The sequence below is a fragment of the Microbacterium sp. UFMG61 genome, from assembly GCF_015354505.1.
Taxonomy (GTDB): domain Bacteria; phylum Actinomycetota; class Actinomycetes; order Actinomycetales; family Microbacteriaceae; genus Microbacterium.
In genome coordinates, this window is record NZ_JACAFP010000007.1 from 260484 (window position 1) to 279751 (window position 19268).

General features: G+C 67.6%; 20 protein-coding genes and 1 tRNA gene. 6 read left to right on the forward strand and 15 right to left on the reverse strand.

The window, feature by feature from the left end; all coding sequences use genetic code 11:
• Window positions 1-149: 149 nt before the first annotated feature.
• The 3 genes from thrB to lysA form a co-directional block, all read right to left on the reverse strand.
• On the reverse strand, window positions 150-1085 hold the full coding sequence (gene thrB / locus IXW21_RS10925) for a homoserine kinase (protein WP_194764280.1): 936 nt from the start codon (window positions 1083-1085) through the stop codon (window positions 150-152).
• Window positions 1082-2389 (reverse strand): homoserine dehydrogenase, encoded by a 1308-nt coding sequence (locus tag IXW21_RS10930; RefSeq protein WP_194764281.1) that lies wholly within the window; start codon window positions 2387-2389, stop codon window positions 1082-1084. Before IXW21_RS10930 ends, thrB begins: the two co-directional genes overlap by 4 nt.
• Before the next feature lie 63 nt (window positions 2390-2452).
• Entirely contained in the window at window positions 2453-3871 is a 1419-nt protein-coding gene (lysA, locus tag IXW21_RS10935) for a diaminopimelate decarboxylase (protein ID WP_228528392.1), read from the reverse strand.
• 148 nt (window positions 3872-4019) lie between these two features.
• Here lysA and IXW21_RS10940 point away from each other — a divergent pair, with 148 nt between their 5' ends.
• On the forward strand, window positions 4020-5078 hold the full coding sequence (locus IXW21_RS10940) for a YihY/virulence factor BrkB family protein (RefSeq protein WP_194764283.1): 1059 nt from the start codon (window positions 4020-4022) through the stop codon (window positions 5076-5078).
• 3 nt (window positions 5079-5081) lie between these two features.
• On the opposite strand, the gene IXW21_RS10945 is transcribed toward IXW21_RS10940, so the two are convergent.
• Window positions 5082-5924, reverse strand: a complete 843-nt coding sequence (locus IXW21_RS10945; protein WP_194764284.1) for a DUF2993 domain-containing protein — start codon at window positions 5922-5924, stop codon at window positions 5082-5084.
• 36 nt (window positions 5925-5960) lie between these two features.
• Entirely contained in the window at window positions 5961-7625 is a 1665-nt protein-coding gene (gene argS / locus IXW21_RS10950) for an arginine--tRNA ligase (protein ID WP_194764285.1), read from the reverse strand.
• Between the two features lie 70 nt (window positions 7626-7695).
• On the opposite strand from argS, the gene IXW21_RS10955 reads away from it, so the two are divergent.
• Window positions 7696-8502, forward strand: coding sequence for an SGNH/GDSL hydrolase family protein (locus tag IXW21_RS10955; RefSeq protein WP_194764286.1), 807 nt, complete (start codon window positions 7696-7698; stop codon window positions 8500-8502).
• Window positions 8503-8518: 16 nt separating this feature from the next.
• A tRNA-Arg gene (locus tag IXW21_RS10960) sits at window positions 8519-8591 on the forward strand.
• A gap of 378 nt (window positions 8592-8969) precedes the next feature.
• On the opposite strand, the gene IXW21_RS10965 is transcribed toward IXW21_RS10960, so the two are convergent.
• The 5 genes from IXW21_RS10965 to IXW21_RS10985 form a co-directional block, all read right to left on the reverse strand.
• A complete protein-coding gene (locus IXW21_RS10965; RefSeq protein WP_323742225.1) occupies window positions 8970-9353 on the reverse strand; it encodes a cyclophilin-like fold protein in 384 nt (127 codons plus the stop codon).
• 152 nt (window positions 9354-9505) lie between these two features.
• Entirely contained in the window at window positions 9506-9829 is a 324-nt protein-coding gene (locus IXW21_RS10970) for a carboxymuconolactone decarboxylase family protein (RefSeq protein ID WP_194764287.1), read from the reverse strand.
• Window positions 9826-10236 carry a cupin domain-containing protein gene (locus tag IXW21_RS10975; RefSeq protein WP_194764288.1) on the reverse strand — a complete coding sequence of 137 codons (411 nt, stop codon included), beginning with the start codon at window positions 10234-10236 and terminating at the stop codon, window positions 9826-9828. Before IXW21_RS10975 ends, IXW21_RS10970 begins: the two co-directional genes overlap by 4 nt.
• Window positions 10237-10293: 57 nt before the next feature.
• Entirely contained in the window at window positions 10294-11319 is a 1026-nt protein-coding gene (locus tag IXW21_RS10980; RefSeq protein ID WP_194764289.1) for a zinc-dependent alcohol dehydrogenase family protein, read from the reverse strand.
• Window positions 11320-11341: 22 nt separating this feature from the next.
• Window positions 11342-12556: a multidrug effflux MFS transporter gene (locus tag IXW21_RS10985; protein ID WP_194764290.1), complete on the reverse strand. Its 1215-nt coding sequence runs from the start codon at window positions 12554-12556 to the stop codon at window positions 11342-11344.
• 180 nt (window positions 12557-12736) lie between these two features.
• Here IXW21_RS10985 and IXW21_RS10990 point away from each other — a divergent pair, with 180 nt between their 5' ends.
• Both IXW21_RS10990 and IXW21_RS10995 read left to right on the forward strand, forming a co-directional pair.
• A complete protein-coding gene (locus tag IXW21_RS10990; protein ID WP_194764291.1) occupies window positions 12737-13441 on the forward strand; it encodes an SDR family NAD(P)-dependent oxidoreductase in 705 nt (234 codons plus the stop codon).
• A 66-nt stretch (window positions 13442-13507) separates the two neighbouring features.
• On the forward strand, window positions 13508-14386 hold the full coding sequence (locus IXW21_RS10995) for a helix-turn-helix domain-containing protein (protein ID WP_194764292.1): 879 nt from the start codon (window positions 13508-13510) through the stop codon (window positions 14384-14386).
• Between the two features lie 272 nt (window positions 14387-14658).
• Here the strand turns inward: IXW21_RS10995 and IXW21_RS11000 are convergent, their stop codons facing one another.
• From IXW21_RS11000 to IXW21_RS11015, 4 genes are all read right to left on the reverse strand, one after another.
• Window positions 14659-15480, reverse strand: a complete 822-nt coding sequence (locus IXW21_RS11000; protein ID WP_194764293.1) for a CPBP family intramembrane glutamic endopeptidase — start codon at window positions 15478-15480, stop codon at window positions 14659-14661.
• A gap of 10 nt (window positions 15481-15490) precedes the next feature.
• The gene (locus IXW21_RS11005) at window positions 15491-16225 is read right to left on the reverse strand and encodes a CPBP family intramembrane glutamic endopeptidase (RefSeq protein ID WP_194764294.1); all 735 of its coding nucleotides are present in this window, start codon (window positions 16223-16225) and stop codon (window positions 15491-15493) included.
• Between the two features lie 170 nt (window positions 16226-16395).
• The gene (locus tag IXW21_RS11010; RefSeq protein WP_194764295.1) at window positions 16396-16740 is read right to left on the reverse strand and encodes a cupin domain-containing protein; all 345 of its coding nucleotides are present in this window, start codon (window positions 16738-16740) and stop codon (window positions 16396-16398) included.
• 48 nt (window positions 16741-16788) lie between these two features.
• A complete protein-coding gene (locus tag IXW21_RS11015) occupies window positions 16789-17364 on the reverse strand; it encodes an NADPH-dependent FMN reductase (RefSeq protein WP_194764296.1) in 576 nt (191 codons plus the stop codon).
• A 208-nt stretch (window positions 17365-17572) separates the two neighbouring features.
• Here IXW21_RS11015 and IXW21_RS11020 point away from each other — a divergent pair, with 208 nt between their 5' ends.
• Entirely contained in the window at window positions 17573-18532 is a 960-nt protein-coding gene (locus IXW21_RS11020; protein WP_228528393.1) for a DUF1214 domain-containing protein, read from the forward strand.
• Between the two features lie 73 nt (window positions 18533-18605).
• Here the strand turns inward: IXW21_RS11020 and IXW21_RS11025 are convergent, their stop codons facing one another.
• A complete protein-coding gene (locus IXW21_RS11025; RefSeq protein WP_194764297.1) occupies window positions 18606-18998 on the reverse strand; it encodes an SHOCT domain-containing protein in 393 nt (130 codons plus the stop codon).
• Window positions 18999-19268: the final 270 nt, after the last annotated feature.

Here is a 19268-nt window from a genome sequence, read left to right on the forward strand (position 1 = left end):
GGTGCTGCGCGCGGTCGCACGGGCCGGCACTCGGTGCCGGCAAGCCTTGTCACCGGGCCGTCGAAGAGAACTGAGCTCTCAGAAGGATCAGTGCATCAGGGGTTCACGTGCGGGTCTTGCAGAGTTGCAATGGGGCCAGATTCACGCAGTTACGTGGAGCCCTCCGCTCGGTTCCCCACTGTACCACCACGCACGTCGACTGCGAGCAGCAGCGCCTCCCACGGGGTGTCGGTGGTGGCCTCGGCCAGTTCCACGGCTTCCTGGCGACTTCCCGGGCCGTCGGCCAGCACGAGCACGCTGGGCCCTGCACCCGAGACGACGGCGGCGAATCCGGCGCTCCGCAGCGTCTGCACGAGACGCTGCGTCTCGGGCATGGCCTCGGCGCGGTAGTCCTGGTGAAGTCGGTCGGCGGTGGCGTCGAGCAGCAGCTCAGGGCTCTGCATCAGAGCTGCGATCAGCAGAGCCGAGCGCGAGACGTTGAACACCGCATCCTCCGTCGAGACGTGGGGCGGCTGCAGCGACCGCGCCTTCGACGTCGACATCGTGTACGACGGCACGAGCACCAGCGGCGAGACGCCGCGGTGCACGAGAAGCTTCTTGTGCTGCGGACCGCGCTCCCCCACCCATGCGATCGTCAGTCCGCCGAACAGCGCCGGTGCGACGTTGTCGGGGTGGCCCTCGATCTCGGTGGCGAGTCGCAGCATGTCGGCGTCGCTGATCTCGACATCGCCCTCGAGCAGCCCCTTGGCCGCGAGGATCCCGGCGGTCACGGCGGCTCCCGAGGATCCGAGGCCCCGCCCGTGCGGCACACCGTTCTCCGCGACGATCCGGAGACCCGGAACCGGGCGCTCCACATCCGCGTAGACATGCGCGATCGTCCGCACGATCAGGTTCGACTCATCGCGCGGGATCTCGCTCGCGCCCGAGCCGGTGACCTCGATCTCCAGTTCCCCCGCGGGGAGCTCGGTCACGAGCAGAGTGTCGTAGACGCTGAGCGCGAGCCCGAGGGTGTCGAACCCCGGGCCGAGGTTGGCGCTGGTGGCCGGTACGGTCACTTCGACCGCGCGCCCTGTCGTCACCGTCACTCGCCTTCCACGCGCAGCACGGAGACCACGCGCTCGACGACCGAACTCTCGGCCAGTGCGGCGACGGTCTCGCTCAGGGCCTGATCGGTGGCTCGGTGGGTGCCGATGACGAGGCGGGCGGTGGTCTCGTCCTCTCCCTCGACGGTCTGCACCACGGTCGCGACCGAGACGCCGCCGTCGCTGAGGATGCCGGCGACAGTCGCGAGCACGCCGGGCGCATCCGACACCTCAAGGGTGACCTGGTAGCGGGTCGTGACGTGTCCGATCGGGACGACGGGCAGATTGGCCCGCGTCGACTCTCCGACGCCGACCCCGCCGGCGATGTGGCGACGAGCGGCCGACACGACGTCGCCGAGCACGGCCGAGGCGGTCTGCACCCCGCCGGCACCTGCGCCGTAGAACATCAGGGATCCGGCGGCCTCGGCCTCGACGAACACCGCGTTGTTGGCGCCGTGCACGGCGGCGAGCGGGTGGCTCTGCGGGATGAGCGCCGGGTACACGCGCACGGAGATGGACTCGGTGCCGTTCGCCTCGATGCGCTCGCACACGGCGAGCAGCTTGATCACGAAGCCCGCCGCACGAGCCTCTTCGATCATCGATGCCGTGACCGAGGTGATGCCCTCGCGATACACGGCGTCGAGCGGGACCGCGGTGTGGAAGGCGAGGCTGGCGAGGATCGCGGCCTTCTGCGCCGCGTCGAAGCCCTCGACATCGGCGGTCGGGTCGGCTTCGGCGTATCCCAGACGCTGCGCGTCGGCGAGCACGTCACCGAAGTCGGCACCCTCGGTCTCCATGCGGTCGAGGATGTAGTTCGTCGTGCCGTTCACGATGCCCATGATGCGCACGACGCGGTCGCCCGCGAGCGAGTCGCGCAGCGGTCGGATGATCGGGATCGCTCCGGCGGCGGCGGCCTCGTAGTAGACGGATGCGCCGACACGGTCTGCCGCTTCGAAGAGCTCGGGGCCGTGTGTGGCGAGGAGGGCCTTGTTCGCCGTGACGACATCGGCGCCGGATCCGATCGCCTGCAGGATGCTCGTGCGGGCGGGCTCGATGCCGCCGATGAGCTCGATCACGATGTCCGACCCGAGGATCAGCGACTCGGCGTCGGTCGTGAACAGCTCCTTCGGCAGATCGGTGTCGCGAGGGGCGTCGAGGTTGCGCACAGCGATGCCTGCCAGCTCGAGCGATGCGCCCGCGCGGTCCGCGAGCTCGTCGCCGTGGCGCAGCAGGAGTGCGGCGACCTGGGAGCCGACCGCTCCGGCGCCCAGCAGCGCCACGCGAAGTCGTCGGTACTCAGTCGTCATTGCTTCTCCTTCGGAGGGTGGTTCGGTGATGCATCATCGGATCGCGCGGGTCGCGGATCCGACTCAGCGGTGTCGTGTCTCTGCCGCGGCCGGGTCGACCCCGACATCGCGCGACAGCACATCGGCGATGGTCTCGCCGCGCACGATGACTGTGGATCGTCCGCCGCGCACCGCCACGACGGGCGGGCGGGGAACGTGGTTGTAGTTGCTCGCGAGCGGTGCGCAATAGGCTCCGGTGGCGGGAACCGCCAGCAGATCTCCGGGCGTCACGTCGTCGGGGAGGTACTCATGATCGACGACGATGTCGCCCGACTCGCAGTGCTTGCCGACCACGCGGCTGAGCTGCGCCGCCCCGACTCCGGTCCGTGAGGCGAGCCGTGCCGAGAACTGAGCGCCATAGAGAGCCGTACGAGCGTTGTCGCTCATGCCGCCGTCGACGCTGATGTAGCGCCGCGTGCCTGCCGATCCGAGATCGACGTCCTTGATGGTGCCGACCTCGTAGAGGGTCACCCCTGCGGTCCCGACGATGGCACGCCCGGGCTCGAACGAGAGCGCGGGAACGGCGATTCCGCGCGCCGCGCAGCCCTCTGCCACGGCCGCCACGATCTCACCGGCGAGCGTCTCGATGGGCGTGGGGTCGTCGACGCTCGTGTACGCGATGCCGAATCCGCCGCCGAGATTGAGCTGCGGCACGGGGCCGCGGTCGAGCAGAGCGGCGTGGAGTTCGAGGACGCGTTCCGCGGATTCGCGGAATCCTGCGACTCCGAAGATCTGCGAGCCGATGTGGCAGTGCAGGCCGGCGAACTCCAGGCCGTCGATCTCTCGGATCCGCGCCACGGCCGCCTCCGCCTCGGGGAGAGGGAAGCCGAACTTCTGGTCTTCGTGAGCGGTGGCGAGGAAGTCGTGTGTCTCTGCGTGCACGCCACTGATCACGCGCACGAGTACGCGCTGCGTCGCATCTGTCCGCGCGGTGATCGCCGCGAGCCGCTCGATCTCGATGGCGCTGTCGACGATGATCGTGCCGACACCGACCTCGACCGCGCGGCCGAGCTCTGCCACGGACTTGTTGTTGCCGTGGAACCCCAGAGACGCCGGCGCGACGCCGGCTGCCAGAGCCACCTCGAGCTCACCACCCGTGCACACGTCGACGCGCAGTCCCTCATCGACGACCCAGCGTGCGACGGTCGTGCTGAGGAACGCCTTGCCCGCGTAGTAGACCTGCGCGGTGGTGTCGTGGTCGGCGGCAGCCGCATCGAACGCGGTGCGGAAGGCACGCGCCCGTCCGCGCACCTCGTCCTCGTCGAGCACCAGCAACGGAGTCCCGTAGGTCTCGGCGAGGCTGGCCGCGGAGATGCCGGACAGTGTGAGCACGCCGTCGACGGTTCGCCCGGCGGAAGCCGGCCACACCGCTGCGGGGAGGTCGTTGACGTCGTCGGGCACGACGAGCCATTCCGGGGCGAGCGAATCGGCAGGGGAAAGCAAGGGACACCAATCGTGGGACGGTCTCGGCGCGAGGGCGCAGCGCGAGGTTGACCCGATTCTAGGGCACCGGGTATGCCGCATCCGTCATGGTGACCCTCCGCGTCAACCCCCTTCGGACGCCTGTCGTCGCCTCGTAGGGTAGGTGGCGATGAGTACCGACAGCGCGCCCCAGAAAGCCCAGAGTCCTGGTCCGATCGCACGCGTGAGCGCGAAGGCGATCCGCTGGGCGCTCGAGCGCCGGCCGGTACGCGCCTTCCTTCTCTACAGTGAACGCCGCGGCGCCATGCTGGCCGACAGCGTCACCTACCGTGCACTGTTCAGCGTGTTCGCCGGAGTACTGCTCGGGTTCTCGATCCTGGCGCTCTGGCTGGCGGGCAACCCGGATGCCTGGCGGGCGATCATCGACGCCGTGCAGTCGGTCGTTCCCGGTCTGATCGGCGACGACGGAGTGATCGACCCCGACGATCTGCGCGTTCCGCTCTCGCTGTCCATCGCCGGAATCGTCTCGGCGGTGGCGCTCACGGGCTCGGCGCTCAGTGCGGTCGGCTCGCTCCGCACCGCGGTGCGCGTGATCGCGGGAACCGCTCAGGACGACATCCTCTTCATCTGGGTCCTGCTGCGCAACCTCCTGCTCGCCGTCGGCGTGGCGGTGCTCTTCATCGCATCGGCGGCAGTGACCTTCGTGGGTCGGCTCGGCATCACCTGGATCACCGGACTGCTCGGACTCGACGAGGACTCGGCCATCGCCACGTGGAGTGTCCGCATCGTGTCGCTGCTCGTCGTGCTGGCGCTCAACACCGTGCTGGTCGCCGGTGTCTTCCGCCTGCTCTCCGGAGTCGGCGCATCCGCGAGGTCGCTCTGGACGGGTGCACTCATCGGCGGGATCGGCCTGCTCGTGCTGCAGGAGCTCTCGAGTCTCTTCATCGGCGGCGCGACGAGCAATCCGTTGCTGGCCTCGTTCGCATCGCTGCTGGCACTGCTCATCTGGCTCAACCTGTCGACCCAGGTCATGCTCATCGCCTGTGCGTACATCGTGACGTCCGAGGACGAGCGGCACGACAGGGTGCACGCCCGATTCGGTGCGAAGACCTTCGAGCAGCGGCGTGTGCAGCGCGCCGAGGCCGAGGTCGCGCTCGCCACCGCGACGCTCAGGAGCGCTCAGGAAGCGGAGCGCGCAGCGCGCGGGGTCGAGCCGAAGGCCGACTGATCGTCAGCACTGCGGGCAGACGCCGGGCTGCTGCAGGCTCTCGTCGGTGACGATCGCGCCGTCGACGTCGACGTCGATCACGGCGACGCTTCCGTCGATCTGCAGGTCGGTCAGCGTGAGACCTGCCGGGAGGCGGTCGGCGATGCAGACCCGCTGCGTCTGAGTGAGGTCGGCGCCGAGCGCACCGAGCGACGATCCGACCTGTTCGGCATCGATCTGCAGCCCGCCGACCGAGAGCCCGACCGGGGTGAGCTCGAGATCGCCCTCCGCGACGCCGGGCGTCACCGTGAGCGAGATCGGGATTGCGACTCCGAGCACGCTGACGGACCCCGACACCGTGGCGTCAGGCGCCTCGAAGGCGACGGTGTCGACCGGAAGCTCGGTTCCGGAGAGGAGTTCCGTGAACTGCGACTCGTCGATCCGGATCGTACCTGCGGCACCGTCGAGGTCGCCCCCGCGCAGCGGCACTCCCTCGGCAGTGACATCGACTGCGCCGGTGATGCCTTCGAGCGTGACCGAGTCGGTCGAGAGGTGCAGGTCGTCGAGGCGTCCGCCGATGAGCTGCGGCAGCAGGATGCCGTCGGCCTGCACATCGAGCTGCTGGTCGGCGGGAAGATCGAGCTGCTCGATCACGATCGACCGCACGACGCCGGGGAGCACCGCTCGCGCGATGAACTCCGCGGCGACCACGAGCACCGCCAGAACGACGAGCACGATCACGATGACCCACGGCCAGCGCTTGCGACGGCGCGGCGTGGGCGCATCCGTTCCCTCACCGGGGATCACGAGCGTCGGATGCTCGGAATCGGCCGCAGGGTAGGGCAGCGTGTGGTTGTCGTCGTTCATGGTGCCATCCTGCCGTACCGGCGAGCGGCCGATCGGCTACATCCGCTCGGGTGCCGACACTCCGAGAAGGTCGAGACCGTTGCGGAATACCTGTCCGGCCGCGTCGTTGAGCCAGAGGCGTGTGCGGTGAACGGTCTCGATCGAATCGTCGCCCTGCGGGATCACGCGGCAGTTGTCGTACCAGCGGTGGTACAGACCCGCGAGCTCCTCGAGGTAGCGTGCCACGCGATGCGGCTCGCGCACCTCTGCCGCGAACGCGACGATGCGCGGGAACTCCTGCAGCGCCCCGAGCAGAGCTGCCTCGGTCTCGTGCGTGAGGGTCTCAGGGGCGAACTCCGAGCGGTCGACACCCGAATCACCCGCATTGCGCGCGACGTTGTGGGTGCGGGCGTGCGCGTACTGCACATAGAAGACGGGGTTGTCGTTCGTGCGCTTCTGCAGCAGTTCCGGATCGAGAGCGAGCGGAGAATCGGCGGGCGAACGCTCGAGCGAATAGCGCAGTGCATCGGTGCCGAGCCATTCGCGAAGGTCGTCCATCTCGATGATGTTGCCGGCGCGCTTGCTCAGACGAGCACCGCCGACCGAGACGAGCTGACCGATCAGCACCTCGACGTTCTTCTCGGGGTCTTCGCCCGCGGCGCCGGCGATCGCCTTGAGGCGGTGCACGTAGCCGTGGTGATCGGCGCCGAGGAGGTACAGCTTGTACTCGAAGCCGCGGTCGCCCTTGTTGAGGTAGTACGCGGCATCGGCCGCGAAGTACGTGTACTCGCCGTTGGAGCGGCGGATCACGCGGTCCTTGTCGTCGCCGAAGTCGGTCGTGCGCACCCACACGGCGCCCTCGTCATCGAAGACGTGGCCCTGCTCGCGCAGACGGTCGACGGCCTCATCGACGAGGCTCACACCGGCCTCGTTCTTGTCGTGCAGAACGCGCTCCGAGAACCACACATCGAAATGGACGTTGAACTTCGCGAGCGACTGCTTCTGCTCCTCGAGCTGGAACTCGTAGGCCAGCTCACGTGCGACGAGCGCCTGCTCGGCCGCCGGCAGCTCCAACAGGTCCGGACGCGCCACGAGCACGCGCGCGGCGAGGTCGCCGATGTAGCTTCCGGCGTAGCCGCCCTCCGGCGTCGGCTCGCCCTTCGCGGCGGCGAGCACGGAGTTCGCGAAGCGCTCCATCTGCACACCGGCGTCGTTGATGTAGTACTCCCTGGCGACGGTCGCACCCGACGCGGAGAGCACCCGGGCGATCGCGTCGCCCAGCGCCGCCCACCGAGTGTGGCCGATGTGCAGGGGGCCGGTCGGGTTCGCGCTCACGAACTCGATGTTGATGCTCTGGCCGGCCTGGGTCTCGTTGTGGCCGTACTTCGCGCCCGCCTCGACGATGACCTTGGCCAGCGCACCGGCCGCGGCGGCATCCAGGCGGATGTTGATGAATCCGGGCCCTGCGACCTCGGCGCTCTGCACGCCGTCGACCTGCGCGAGGCCGTCGGCGATCTGCTGCGCCAGTTCGCGGGGGTTCGTGCCGAACGGCTTCGCCAGGCGCATCGCGATGTTCGAGGCCCAGTCACCGTGGTCACGGTTACGAGGACGCTCGAACACGATGTCGGATGCGGTGACGGCGAGCGGCTCGCCGGGACGTCGTTCCTCGGCGATCGGTGCGAGGACGGCGAGGAGGGCTTCGGCGAGCGTTTCAGGGTTCATAGGCATCCCAGTTTACGGCTCGTCACGCGCCGGAATTTGCGTCGGGAGATTCGTGATCTACAGTCATGCCATGCGCCCCGTCACCGCCCGCCGACACCTGCCCGTCGCAGGGGTCGCCATCGCGGTGTTCCTGGCCCTCGCGGCCGTGGTCCTCGGGGTGTGGAGACCGTGGGTGCCATCGCCGACGACGGCACCCATCGGGGCGGCATCCACCGATGAGAACGCGGTCGCGATCGCCCCCGCTCCCCTGCTGCTGCCTGACGACCCGACCGTGCTCGTCTTCGGCGATTCGTGGACCTACGGCTCGGCCGCCACGGTTCCCACCGAGGGGTACGCGTACGTGCTCGCCGATCTTCTCGGCGGCGAGACGATCGTCAACGGCGTGCGCGGCAGCGGCTACCTGAAGCCCGGCATAGACGGCCCCGCGTTCGGCGAACGGATCACGGCTCTCGACCCGACGCTCGACCCCGACCTGATCATCATGCAGGGCTCCATCAACGACCGCGAGCAGGGTGAAGCCGGCTACCGCGAGGCTGTGACGGCCGCCTGGGACGCGATGTCGGCGACGTACCCCGACGCCACGATCGTCGTGCTCGGTCCCGCCCCGCACGAGCTCCCGGTCGGTGAGGGCACCGCCAGAATCGACACGGATCTCGGCGAGCTGTCCGCCGCGCGCGGATGGTGGTACATCTCCCCCATCGCGCAGAACTGGATCACCGAGCAGAACTACCTTTCGGTGATCGATGTCGATCTCGGCCGCAAGCACCCCTCCACCGACGGACATCGCTACCTCGCGGAGAAGGTCGCCGCGGCACTCGCCGAACTCGGCGACGCGCCCGTGACCGAGGCCGGGTCGGAGACCACCACCGAGCAGTGATATTGTCGACCGGTACGCCTCCGTAGCTCAGTGGATAGAGCGCCGGTTTCCGGTACCGTAGGTCGCAGGTTCGACTCCTGTCGGGGGCACACCACACACAGGGTTGTAGGCGGATGGTATGTGAATACGTACGCGTAACCACCAAGTACGAGAAAAGCCGCCTGGTCTCAGGCGGCTTTTCTCGTTTGAAGCTCGTTCTCGACGGCAGTTCGTGTCTGCGGTGATCTACTTCGGCGCAGAAACAGCTCGAGGCCAGTGCCTAGACCCACGTCTGGGCATGCTGGCGCCGACCTTCGAGCCGGTGGTGTGAGAGGTACTGACTTGTGGCGGGCTATGTGCGGACGGGGTTACGTCGCGCTCGGCCGCGGTTGTGTGTGACGCGCTGCGAAGACGGCTCATGGATCCAGGGGCAGTCCATTTCGGTCGACGGTGGACTTACCATGCGCCCGTAGCGCCTTGTTCTGGCGCTAGCGGACGATGCCCACCGTCACGGGCCCGTCGAGGGCGTCGAGCTCGCTTCGCGTGGCGGCGAACGTGCCGAGTTTGAGCGTCGCGTCCGAGTAGCCGATGCCGCTCGCGTCGTAGTAGAACCCGAGATTCCCCCAGGGGGTGTAGTAGATGAGGTCCCCGTCCTCGGGGTCGAAGCCGGACGTTCCTTCCCACGCGAGCTCTCCGGGGAGGTAGGAGATCTTCTCCTTCTGGTTGAAGTCTTCCAGGGAGAGTTCCAGGGGAACCATCGAGAGGAAGTCTTTGACGGCCGGGCTGTCCTCCGCCATCACCACGTCCGCGTGGTTGTCGTCGTTGCTGAAGCGGACGATGATCTCGCCTTGAGTGTCTCCAGGGACTGGCACCTCCGTAGACGGCGCCTCAAGGGACGGTGAGGCGGAGGGTTGCGGCGTCGGAGCCGAGGAGGCGCGTTCGGACGGTGCGGGCGCGCACCCCGCGGCCAACGTCGCGGTTACCGCGAGGGCGGCGAGGGAGAGCCGTAGCCTTCGACTCATCGTCATGTGTCCTCATCGGCGAACGCGGCTCGTGCGGCCCCGATGGCGGCCATGGCGCGGGGCCACCCGGTGTAGAAGGCGAGGTGTGTGATGGTCTCGATGAGTTCCTGTTCGGTGATGCCGTTGTCTCGCGCGTAGCCGAGGTGGAAGGTCAGTTGGTCCGTGGCGCCGAGCGTCACCAGCGCGGAGACGGTGGCGAGGCTGCGGTCGCGTGGAGAGAGCTCGGGGCGAGCCCAGACCTCGTCGAAGAGGATCTTGTCGGTGTAGTGCGCGAGTGCGGGGGCGATGTCGCCTACGGCTCGTTGGCCTCCGGTCCATCCGGTCATCGTGTGGCCTTCCCTTCGTACTCGTCGTCGGTGATGTGTTCCTTCCACACGGTGGTGGTTGCGGGGTCATCGCCGTTCTCGAGCATCGCGATGTGCTCCATGAACGTGCCACCTGCGGATGCGTGCCAGTGATCCTGGCCTGGCGGGGTGTACAGCGTCTGTCCGGGGTAAACCTCGATGATCTCGTCGTCACGGGTTCCGAAGCGGGCGATCCCCTGCGTGACTCGGAGGTACTGTCCGCGGGCGTGGGAATGCCACGCGGTCCGGGCGCCGGGAGCGAACTTGACGACTGCGACCGACATGCGCTGATCGTCCTCGTGCGGGACAGCGATCATGTCCGCCCAGACGTCTCCGGCGAACTGCTCGGGCGGGTTCTTGGCCGCGGCTGCGGCGGGTTCGATGTTCATATGTGGTCCTCCTGTTCATCGTGGGGCGGACGGGCAGCCCGTCCGCCCCACAGCGGTTCAGACGGTCAGCAGCACCTTGGTGGCGGTGCGCTGGTCCATGGCGGTGTACCCCTCGGCGGCCTGCTCGAGCGGGAGCGTGAGGTCGAAGACCACGCCGGGATCGATCTTGCGATCCCAGATGAGCTGGATGAGCTCGGGCAGGAAGCGACGGACGGGTGCCGGGCCTCCGTGCAGGGTCACGCCGGAGAAGAACAGTTCGAATCCGTCGAGGGAGACGTCGTGCGAGACACCGACGTATCCGACGTGGCCGCCGGGTCGGGCGGAGCGGATCGCCTGTTCCATGGATGCCTGCGTGCCGACCGCTTCGATGACGGAGTGCGCGCCGAGTCCGTCGGTCAGCTCCTTGACCTTCGCGACTCCTTCATCGCCGCGCTCTTCGACGATGTCGGTGGCGCCGAACCGACGCGCGAGTTCCTGCCGGTCGGCGTGGCGCGACATCGCGATGATGCGCTCGGCACCGAGCTGCTTCGCGGCGAGGATGCCGAGCAGGCCGACAGCTCCATCGCCGACGACGGCGACGGTCTTACCCGGTCCGGCGTTCGCCGCGACGGCAGCGAACCACCCCGTGCCGAGCACGTCGGAGGCGGCGAGCAGGGAAGGGATCAGATCCTCGTCGGGCTGCCCGGGGGTTGCGACGAGCGTGCCGTCTGCGTTCGGGATCCGGGCGAGTTCCGCCTGAGTGCCCTCGGCCCCGATGGGCGTACGGTGCACGCAATGCGACTGGTAGCCGGCCTGACAGATCTCGCAGGTGTTGTCGGAGGTGAAGAAGCTGCCGACGACGAAGTCCCCGACGGCGACGTTCTTGACGTCTGCACCGATCTCGGTGACGACGCCGACGTACTCGTGCCCCATCGGCTGAGGCGTCTCCTGCAGATCCTCGGCGCCGCGATAAGGCCAGAGGTCGGATCCGCAGATGCAGGTGGCCGAGAGCCGGATGATGGCGTCGGTGGGTTCGAGGATCACGGGGTCGGCGCGGTCTTCGACTCGCACGTCGCCGGGGGCGTACATCATGACTCCACGCATGGTGGTGTCCTTTCTCTGGGGGTCAGTGGATGGTTGCGGATGCCGTGGTCACGGCAGGTTCGGGCGCGTGATGACGCGGCCGGACGATGAGGATGCAAGCGAGGGCGGCGAGCACGGCCGAGACGGTGGTGACAACGCCGAGTGGCAGGATGCTGAGCGCTCCGGCGACGCCGACGAAGGGTGCCGCGATACCACCGAAGCCGAAGCGAGCCATTCCGAGGAGAGAGGCCGCGGTACCGGCCATCTGCGGATATCCGCTGAGCGCGATGGTGGTCGCGGGCGGGGAGGCGATGGCTACGCCGCTGGCCAGCGTGAACAGGGAGAGGACGACGACCCAGAGGGGGACGGCCACGACACCGGCGAGAAGCAGCCCGAGAGCTCCGGCCGCGGTCACGGCCACGCCGACGGCGAGCGTGCCGCCCACGCTCCATCTCTCTGCCGCTTGCCCTGCGAAGTGACCGAACACCATGAAGCCGGCGGAGTTCAGACCGAACGCGGCGGCGTACCACTGCGGGGAGAGCCCGTAGATGTCCTGCAGGACGAAGGTGGCACCGGAGAGGTAGGCGAACAATGCGGCGTAGAGGAACCCCTGGTTGAGTACCGCTCCGAGGAACGCGCGGTCCCGCAACAGCGTTCCGAAGTCGCGGAGGGTGTGACCGAACCCACCGGAGGTGCGCTGGTCCCGTGGAAGCGTCTCCCCGAACACGAAGAGAACGAACGCGAGGATCGCAGCTCCCGCGACGGCGAGGAACACGAACAGACCGCGCCAATCGGTGAACGTCGTCAGAACTCCGCCCAGCAGCGGACCGACGATGGCCGCGAGGCCGCCCACGACGGTCAGTCGTGCGTAGAACCGGATCAGCTGCGAGCCGGCATAGGCGTCGCGGCCGGCCGCGTTCGCGATGACGATCCCCACTCCGCCGGCGAGCCCCTGCACGAAGCGGGCGGCGATGAGTGTCTCGACCGTCGGGCTGAACGCGCACAGCAGCGATGTCGCCACGTAGGCGACGACGCCGATGAGGAGGATGATCCGCCGACCGAATCGGTCGGACAGCGGCCCGGCCAGCAGCTGACCGGCTGCGAGCCCGATGAGGCAGGCGGTGACCGTGAGCTGCGCGACGGACGTCGCCGCATCCAACTCCTGCGTGAGCGCCGGCAGCGCGGGCAGGTACAGGTCCATGGAGATCGGGCCGAACACGGTCAGCACCAGCAAGAGTGCAGGCAGCATCCGACTCATCTTCGGTTGCGTGGCGGAAACATCATGCACACCAGTGTTCTCCGCCCGACGGATCGTCGGGAGTCCCTGGCGAGAGGTGTACTGACAGGGAACCCTTCGCGTGACATCGCGCTTGCAGAATGAGAAGCTCGGACGACCTGAGGAGTATCAACCGATGAGAGCAGTCGAGCGAGGCCTGAGATGTCGCTGATCCTCGTGACCGGAGCATCCACCGGTCTCGGCCTCGCTACCGCGCAGGCCCTCACTGACGACGGGCATGATGTCGTGGTGCACGCGCGCATACCCTCTCGCGTCCCTCCTGGCGCGTGGCGGGGCACCCTCATCGGGGACCTCACCGACGGCGACGCTGTGAAGCAGCTTGCTCGGGACGCTGACGAGTTCGGTCGGTTCGACGCCGTCGTGCACAATGCCGGGGCGCTGCATTCGCCCGACGCTGTGCGCGTCAACTCCGTCGCCCCCTACGTCCTCACCGCGTCGATGCATCGTCCTGAACGGCTCATCTACCTGAGCAGTTCCATGCATCGCGGTGGGGGCACCGACCTCAAGGGCTTGCGGAGCGGTTCCGGATCGTACAGCGACAGCAAGCTCTGGGTGACGGCCATGGCCCTCGCTCTCGCGACTCGTTGGCCAGACACCCTCGTCCATGCGGTGGACCCCGGATGGGTGCCAACGAGCATGGGCGGTTCCGGGGCGCCGGACGACCTTCGCGAAGGGCACCTCACCCAGGTGCACCTGTCGACCGCCGAGTCGATCACGCCGCGCACCGGCGGGTACTGGCACCATCTGAGCACCCAGCGGCCCGCTGCCGCAGCGGCGGACTCGATCTTCCACGAGCACCTGCTCGCCGCGCTCGCAGAGACCACAGGCGTGACACTCGCCGGATGATTGGCGGAGCGAGGGGTGCACTCTCAGGGCATCCCTCGAGCGGGAGCGGAACCGTACGCTGATCCTATGGACAATCGAGCAGAGGTTCGCGAGTTCCTGATGACGCGCCGCGCGCACCTGACCACGGCGTCTGCGGGCCTTCCTGCAGGAACGAACCGGAGAGTGGCAGGACTGCGTCGCAGCGAGGTCGCCATGCTCGCCGGTGTCTCCGTGGAGTACTACAGCAAACTCGAGCGCGGAGCCATCGCCGGAGCATCCGCGTCCGTGCTGGACGCCGTCTCCCGTGCTCTGCAGCTCACCGACGCCGAGCATTCCCACCTGCTCGACCTGGCCCGATCCGCTGACGGCATCCCGTCTTCCGGCCGCAACCGCCGTCGAGCCGTGAAGACCTCCGCGCCGCGCCCGAGCCTGCAATGGGCCCTGGACTCCATCACCGACGCCGTCGCGTTCGTTCGCGACCAGCGACAGAACCTCATCGCGACCAACGCGCTCGGACGCGCGTTCTACTCCCCGGTCATCGGCGACGGAGGGCGGGTGCCCAACCTCGCTCGGTTCCAATTCCTCGACCCCGCGGCCCACGACTTCTATCCCGACTGGGACCTGTTCGCCGAGATGTGCGTCGCGGTCATCCGCGCCGAGGCAGGACGAGACCCGCATGACAAGGGCATCCAAGACCTCGTCGGGGAGCTCTCCACTCGCAGCGACGTCTTCCGGACGCTCTGGGCGGCGCACAACGTCCGCACGCACGGCTCAGGCACCAAGCGCTTCCAGCACCCGGTGGTGGGCGAGCTCACACTCGTCTACGAAGAACTCGCTCTCACCGCGGAACCCGGGCAGGTCATGCTGATCTACTCCGCGGAACCGGGCTCGCCGTCGGCGGAGCGCTTGCGCCTTCTCGCCTCCTGGGCTGCCGCAAGCTCGGTACGCACCACTCCTCCCGCGTAAACGCGGACGAGACGCGACCGAGACGAGGAGTTGCCATGGCTGACGCAGGGGGTGGTGAACCGCGGTGATGATTTCTCCCTCCTTGCATCCGACATCGCCGCGATACGGCAGAGGACGCAGCGCTCACTTCCGCGTACAACCCACGCACCTTCAGAGAAAAGCTGCCGGGTCTCAGGCGGCTTTTCTCGTCAGTGAGCAGCGCGCAAGCGGGCCCCGCGATGAAGGTGGGGGCGAAGGCGCGCGTCGTCTCGATCATGGCTCACTTCCGAGGATCACGCCCTCCGCTCCGCCGCCGCCTGTCCGCGGCGTCGATCTTCTCGGATGACGCTGATGATGCTGACGGTGGTCGCGACGAGGAGCATGATCTGCACAGTGGCCTGGATGGGGTTCGGGCTTCCGGCGTGGTCGTGCGGCATGGACGCGCCCGGTGTTCCTGCACGCGACGCGAGGTACAGCACCCAGTCGGTGAAGGCGTGGGCGAGCATGGCGACCCAGAGTCGTCCGGTGACGCGGCGGCCCCAATAGTAGGCGGCACCGGCCGCGGCGAGGAATGACACCTGGAACGCGATGGTGGCGAGGGAGGCGCCGGCGATGATGCTGCCGGGGATGTGCGCGAGCGCGAACACGAGGCTGGTCCCGAGAAGGGCGATGAGCTCACCGTGACGTGCGCGCACCGCTGTTAGCAGCACCCCACGGATGAGCAGCTCCTCACCGAATCCGACCATCAGCGTGCCTGCCGCGATCACCAGCACATATCCGATGGGGCGCGACGCCCAAGGGACGTCGCCAAACTGGCTGATAGGCAGCAGCACCACGAGGACGGGTATCGAGACCAACCACCAGCGTCGCGGTGTCAGTGTGGGAGTCGGTCGCTCCCGCCACACGTCCTCACCCCAGCCCGCCCAGCGCAGGAACAGAAGCAGACCGATGATCGCGATGGCGAGCGGTATGAAGTGGCCGAGCGAGAACTGTGCAAGTTCCTGCTCGTCGCTTACGAGTCCGCTCAGCAGACTGCCCAGGCCAGCGGCGAGGAGGACGTATACGACGACCGCGGCGAGGGCGAGCCAGATACTCCGCGGGCGCCCGGATGTCACCACCGACTCGCTATGCACGTGCGCCGATCTTCTCGTTCGCGCCGCGGATGACGAACGGGACGAAGATCAGCGCAAGAACGCCCGCACCCAGGTAGACGATGGAGCCGAACCCGGCGAAGGCACCAGGAGTGCCGTGCAATACAGCGAACGTCGAGAAGTCCCAGAGGCCGTGCAGGACCATTGCCCAGATGAGCGTGCCGGTCGTCCGGCGCACGATGTAGAAGATGGTGCCGCCGAGGAAAGCGAATGCGACCTGCTGCACAGTCGCGAGGAGCGCCTGGCCGGATGCGGCGTTGATGAGGTGCATGAGTGCGAACAGCGCAGAGGTGAGGAACCACGCCCACCCCTCGCTGAGTGTGCTGCGCAGCGAGGTGAGCAGCAGGCCCCGGGTGGTGAGCTCTTCGGTGAAGCCGACGAGGATCAGCACGATGGACGCCGCGAAGAATGCCCCGTCGTAGGAGGCCCAGTCGGTGGAGGCGAGATCGATGAGGAGCGCGACGACCATGATGATCGGCGCGATGATCGGCCACCGGACGCTGCGCCTCTGCTCGCGGAGCGCGGGCCGCCACCAGCCCAGGAGCGTCGTCGTGATCGCCAGCAGGATCGCGGCGACGATCAGCGAGAGGCCGACGCCGAGGAACAGGTTGCCGCCGCTCTCGCCGAGGTCGGTGTACGGCACACCGCTCAACTCCTGCACGAGGAACACGACCGCGACGTAGCCGACGTAGATGGCGGGCCGATGCATACCCGGGGATGTACCTTCAGCGCTGCTGTTATGCCGACATACTGGCATGCGCTCGAACCCGAGGACGGTCGCCGAGGGCGACCGAGTCGTGTCCAGGGTGGGCCCCGCGTGCGGTGCGTGCGCGATGTGTCGAGCCTCGTCGCCCCGAACGGCTGAAAGCCCGCTCACCCTCAGGTCTGCGGCCCGAGCACGCCGGAGTCCGCGTCACCGGCGGCCTCGCCCTTCAGCTCGACGAGGATCGTATGGGTCGCGGTCGCCCCGGTGTTCTCTCCCGAGTGCCGCTGCGCGGCGATCCACACAGCCTGGCCGGCGGTGAGAGCGGTGTCGAAACTCCGCTCACCCGCGGAGAGTCGGCGCGAGAAGTCGCTGAGGGTGATCATCACGCTGTTGGGGTGATCGTGCGGGGTCGTGCGGTCGCCCGGTTCGTCGGTGTACTCGAGAACCCGGACGAACTCGTTCTCCCAGAGTGTGCGGTAGTGGTCGGGGTTCGTGAGGGTGGGATCGTCGATGATCATGCGGTCACAGTACGCTCCTCGGACCCTGACCGTCAGGGGTGCCTGCGCTCAGCTCTCGGTGTCGCGCGGCAGCACGGTGAGCACTCTTTCGATGTGGTCGCGGAACTCCGTCATGTAGTCCCGCAGGAACGTCGCGGTGCTCTGGTTCGTCACCGTGCCGTCGTCGGCGTAATCGTCGGGGACGAACTGGATGTAGGCCTCGGGAGACGTCATCTGACGGGCGTTGCAGAAGCTCAGCACACCCCGCAGACTCTGCTGGGCGACTGCCGTACCGATCGCGCCGACCGACGCCCCGATCACTGCTGCGGGAATGTGATCGAAGGAGTTCTGCCCCCACGGCCGTGACGCCCAGTCGATCGCGTTCTTGAGACCGCCCGGGATCGAGCGGTTGTACTCCGGCGTGACGAACAGCACCGCATCCGCCGAATCGATCGCTTCCTTCAGCTCGACAGCGACAGCCGGATAGTCGTCGTCATAGTCCTGGCTGTACAGCGGGAGGTCTCTGATCGGGATCTCGAAGAACTCGAGATCGTTCGGAGCCAACCGGATCAGCGCCGTCGCGAGGATGCGGTTGATCGAAGTCGACGAGAGACTCCCGACGAAGTATCCGACTCGGTAGGTCATGACGATTCCCCTTGTCCTGACGTCATCGGCGACGCCGGTCTCAGTCTCGCTCGGAAGCGCGGTGGCGTCCAGCCTCGGAGGGCAGGCGGCGAGCGCAGATGAGTCGATGGTCTGATCGAGCATCCCCACTTCACCGATTTCGGATGACGTGCGGGAGAGGGCGCGTGCATCAGAATGACAGCATCCCACGACCTCGAAAGGCCGGATGATGTCCGACAGCACCACGACCGACACCTCCCCCACCGTGACGTTCGCCAACTTCGCGCATATCGAGACCCTGCGGATGTTCGCCGCCATCGCCGCGAGCGCCGGCGGCGCGAACCGCTGGAACCACTTCCGGGTCCCCACGCCGATCGATGAGCAGACCGTGATCCGCATGAACCGCGACACGCTGTACAGCGCCGCGATCATCGATGTGTCGCAGGGGGCGACTCTCACGATCCCCGAAGCGGGCGATCGGTACGTGTCGGTGATGCTCGTGAACGAGGGGCACTACATCAACCGGGTCCTCCACGAGCCGGGCGAGCATGCTCTGTCCGCCGAGGACCTCGGTTGCGACTTCGTTCTCGCGGCCGCACGCATCCTGGTCGACTCCGAAGACCCGGAAGACGTCGCCGCCGTCAACGCTCTGCAGGACCAGCTCACACTGACGTCGGCCGGAGGCCGCGAGCTACCGCCGCTCGATTACGACGCGACAACGTTCTCAGAGACGCGGGAGGCCGTGCTCACTCTCGCGAAGGGCCTGCCCGACTTCGAGCACGCGTTCGGACGTGCGGATGAGGTCGACCCGATCCGCCATCTGCTCGGCACCGCCGCCGGGTGGGGCGGGCTCCCCGAGAACGAGGCGTACTACCTCAACGTCGAACCCGGCCTGCCGCCCGGCGAGTACACGCTGCAGGTGGGCGATGTGCCCGTCGACGGGTTCTGGTCGATCTCGCTGTACAACGCAGACGGCTACTTCGAGCCCAATGACGCCGGCCGCTACAGCGTCAACAGCGTCACCGGTGCGCGCGATGCCGACGGGACGATCACGGTGCGATTCGGGGGCGATCCTGCCGCACCCAACGCACTTCCCCTCACGCAGGGCTGGAACTATCTCGTGCGTCTGTACCGACCGCGACCCGAGGTGCTCGACGGCTCCTGGCGTTTCCCGACCATCACCGGTTGACCTCGCGGGGACAGCCCGCCCGGCACGGATGTGCCCCGCCGACACGATGTCGGCGGGGCTCATCCGTCCGCTCTCAGACATGCGCGAGAGCGCGCGCCTTGATCCGTTCGTACTCCTCTGGCGTGATGGTGCCGTCGTTGAGCAGGCTCTTCGCCTTGGCGATCTCGTCGCTCGGGCTCGAGCCTGCGACCGTCCTGATGTAGTGGTCGGTCGCGTCGGCCGTCGCCTGCACCTGCGCGGCGCTGCGTTCGGCCATGCCCTGCCCGCGAGCGATCAGGTAGACGAGCGAGGTGAGGAAGGGCACGAAGATCAGGAAGACGACCCAGACCGCCTTCCACCAGCCATTGAGCTTTCGGTCTCTGAACAGGTCTCCGATGATCGCGAACAGCGCGAACAGATAGGAGATGAAGACGAACGCCCAGAAGAACCACCAGATGATGTCCCAGAATCCCTGCCAGAAACTCATGATCGGCCTTTCCGTTGATGCGATGGATGGTGCGGATGCGGTGGATGGTGCGGATGCGGTGGGATCCGCACGACGCGCAAGCTATCCGGGTGCGCCTCAGTATCTGCCGCCATGAGCACCCGAGAGTCACCCGATCGGGGTGAATCTCCGACGATGAATCCGCGCCCCCTGCATCAGGCGGTTCCGACGGTTCGCGAGCCCCCTCGCGGACCGATATACCACCTGCTAACCTGAGCGCACTCGGGGGAGATCAGGTGCGCACTATTCCGA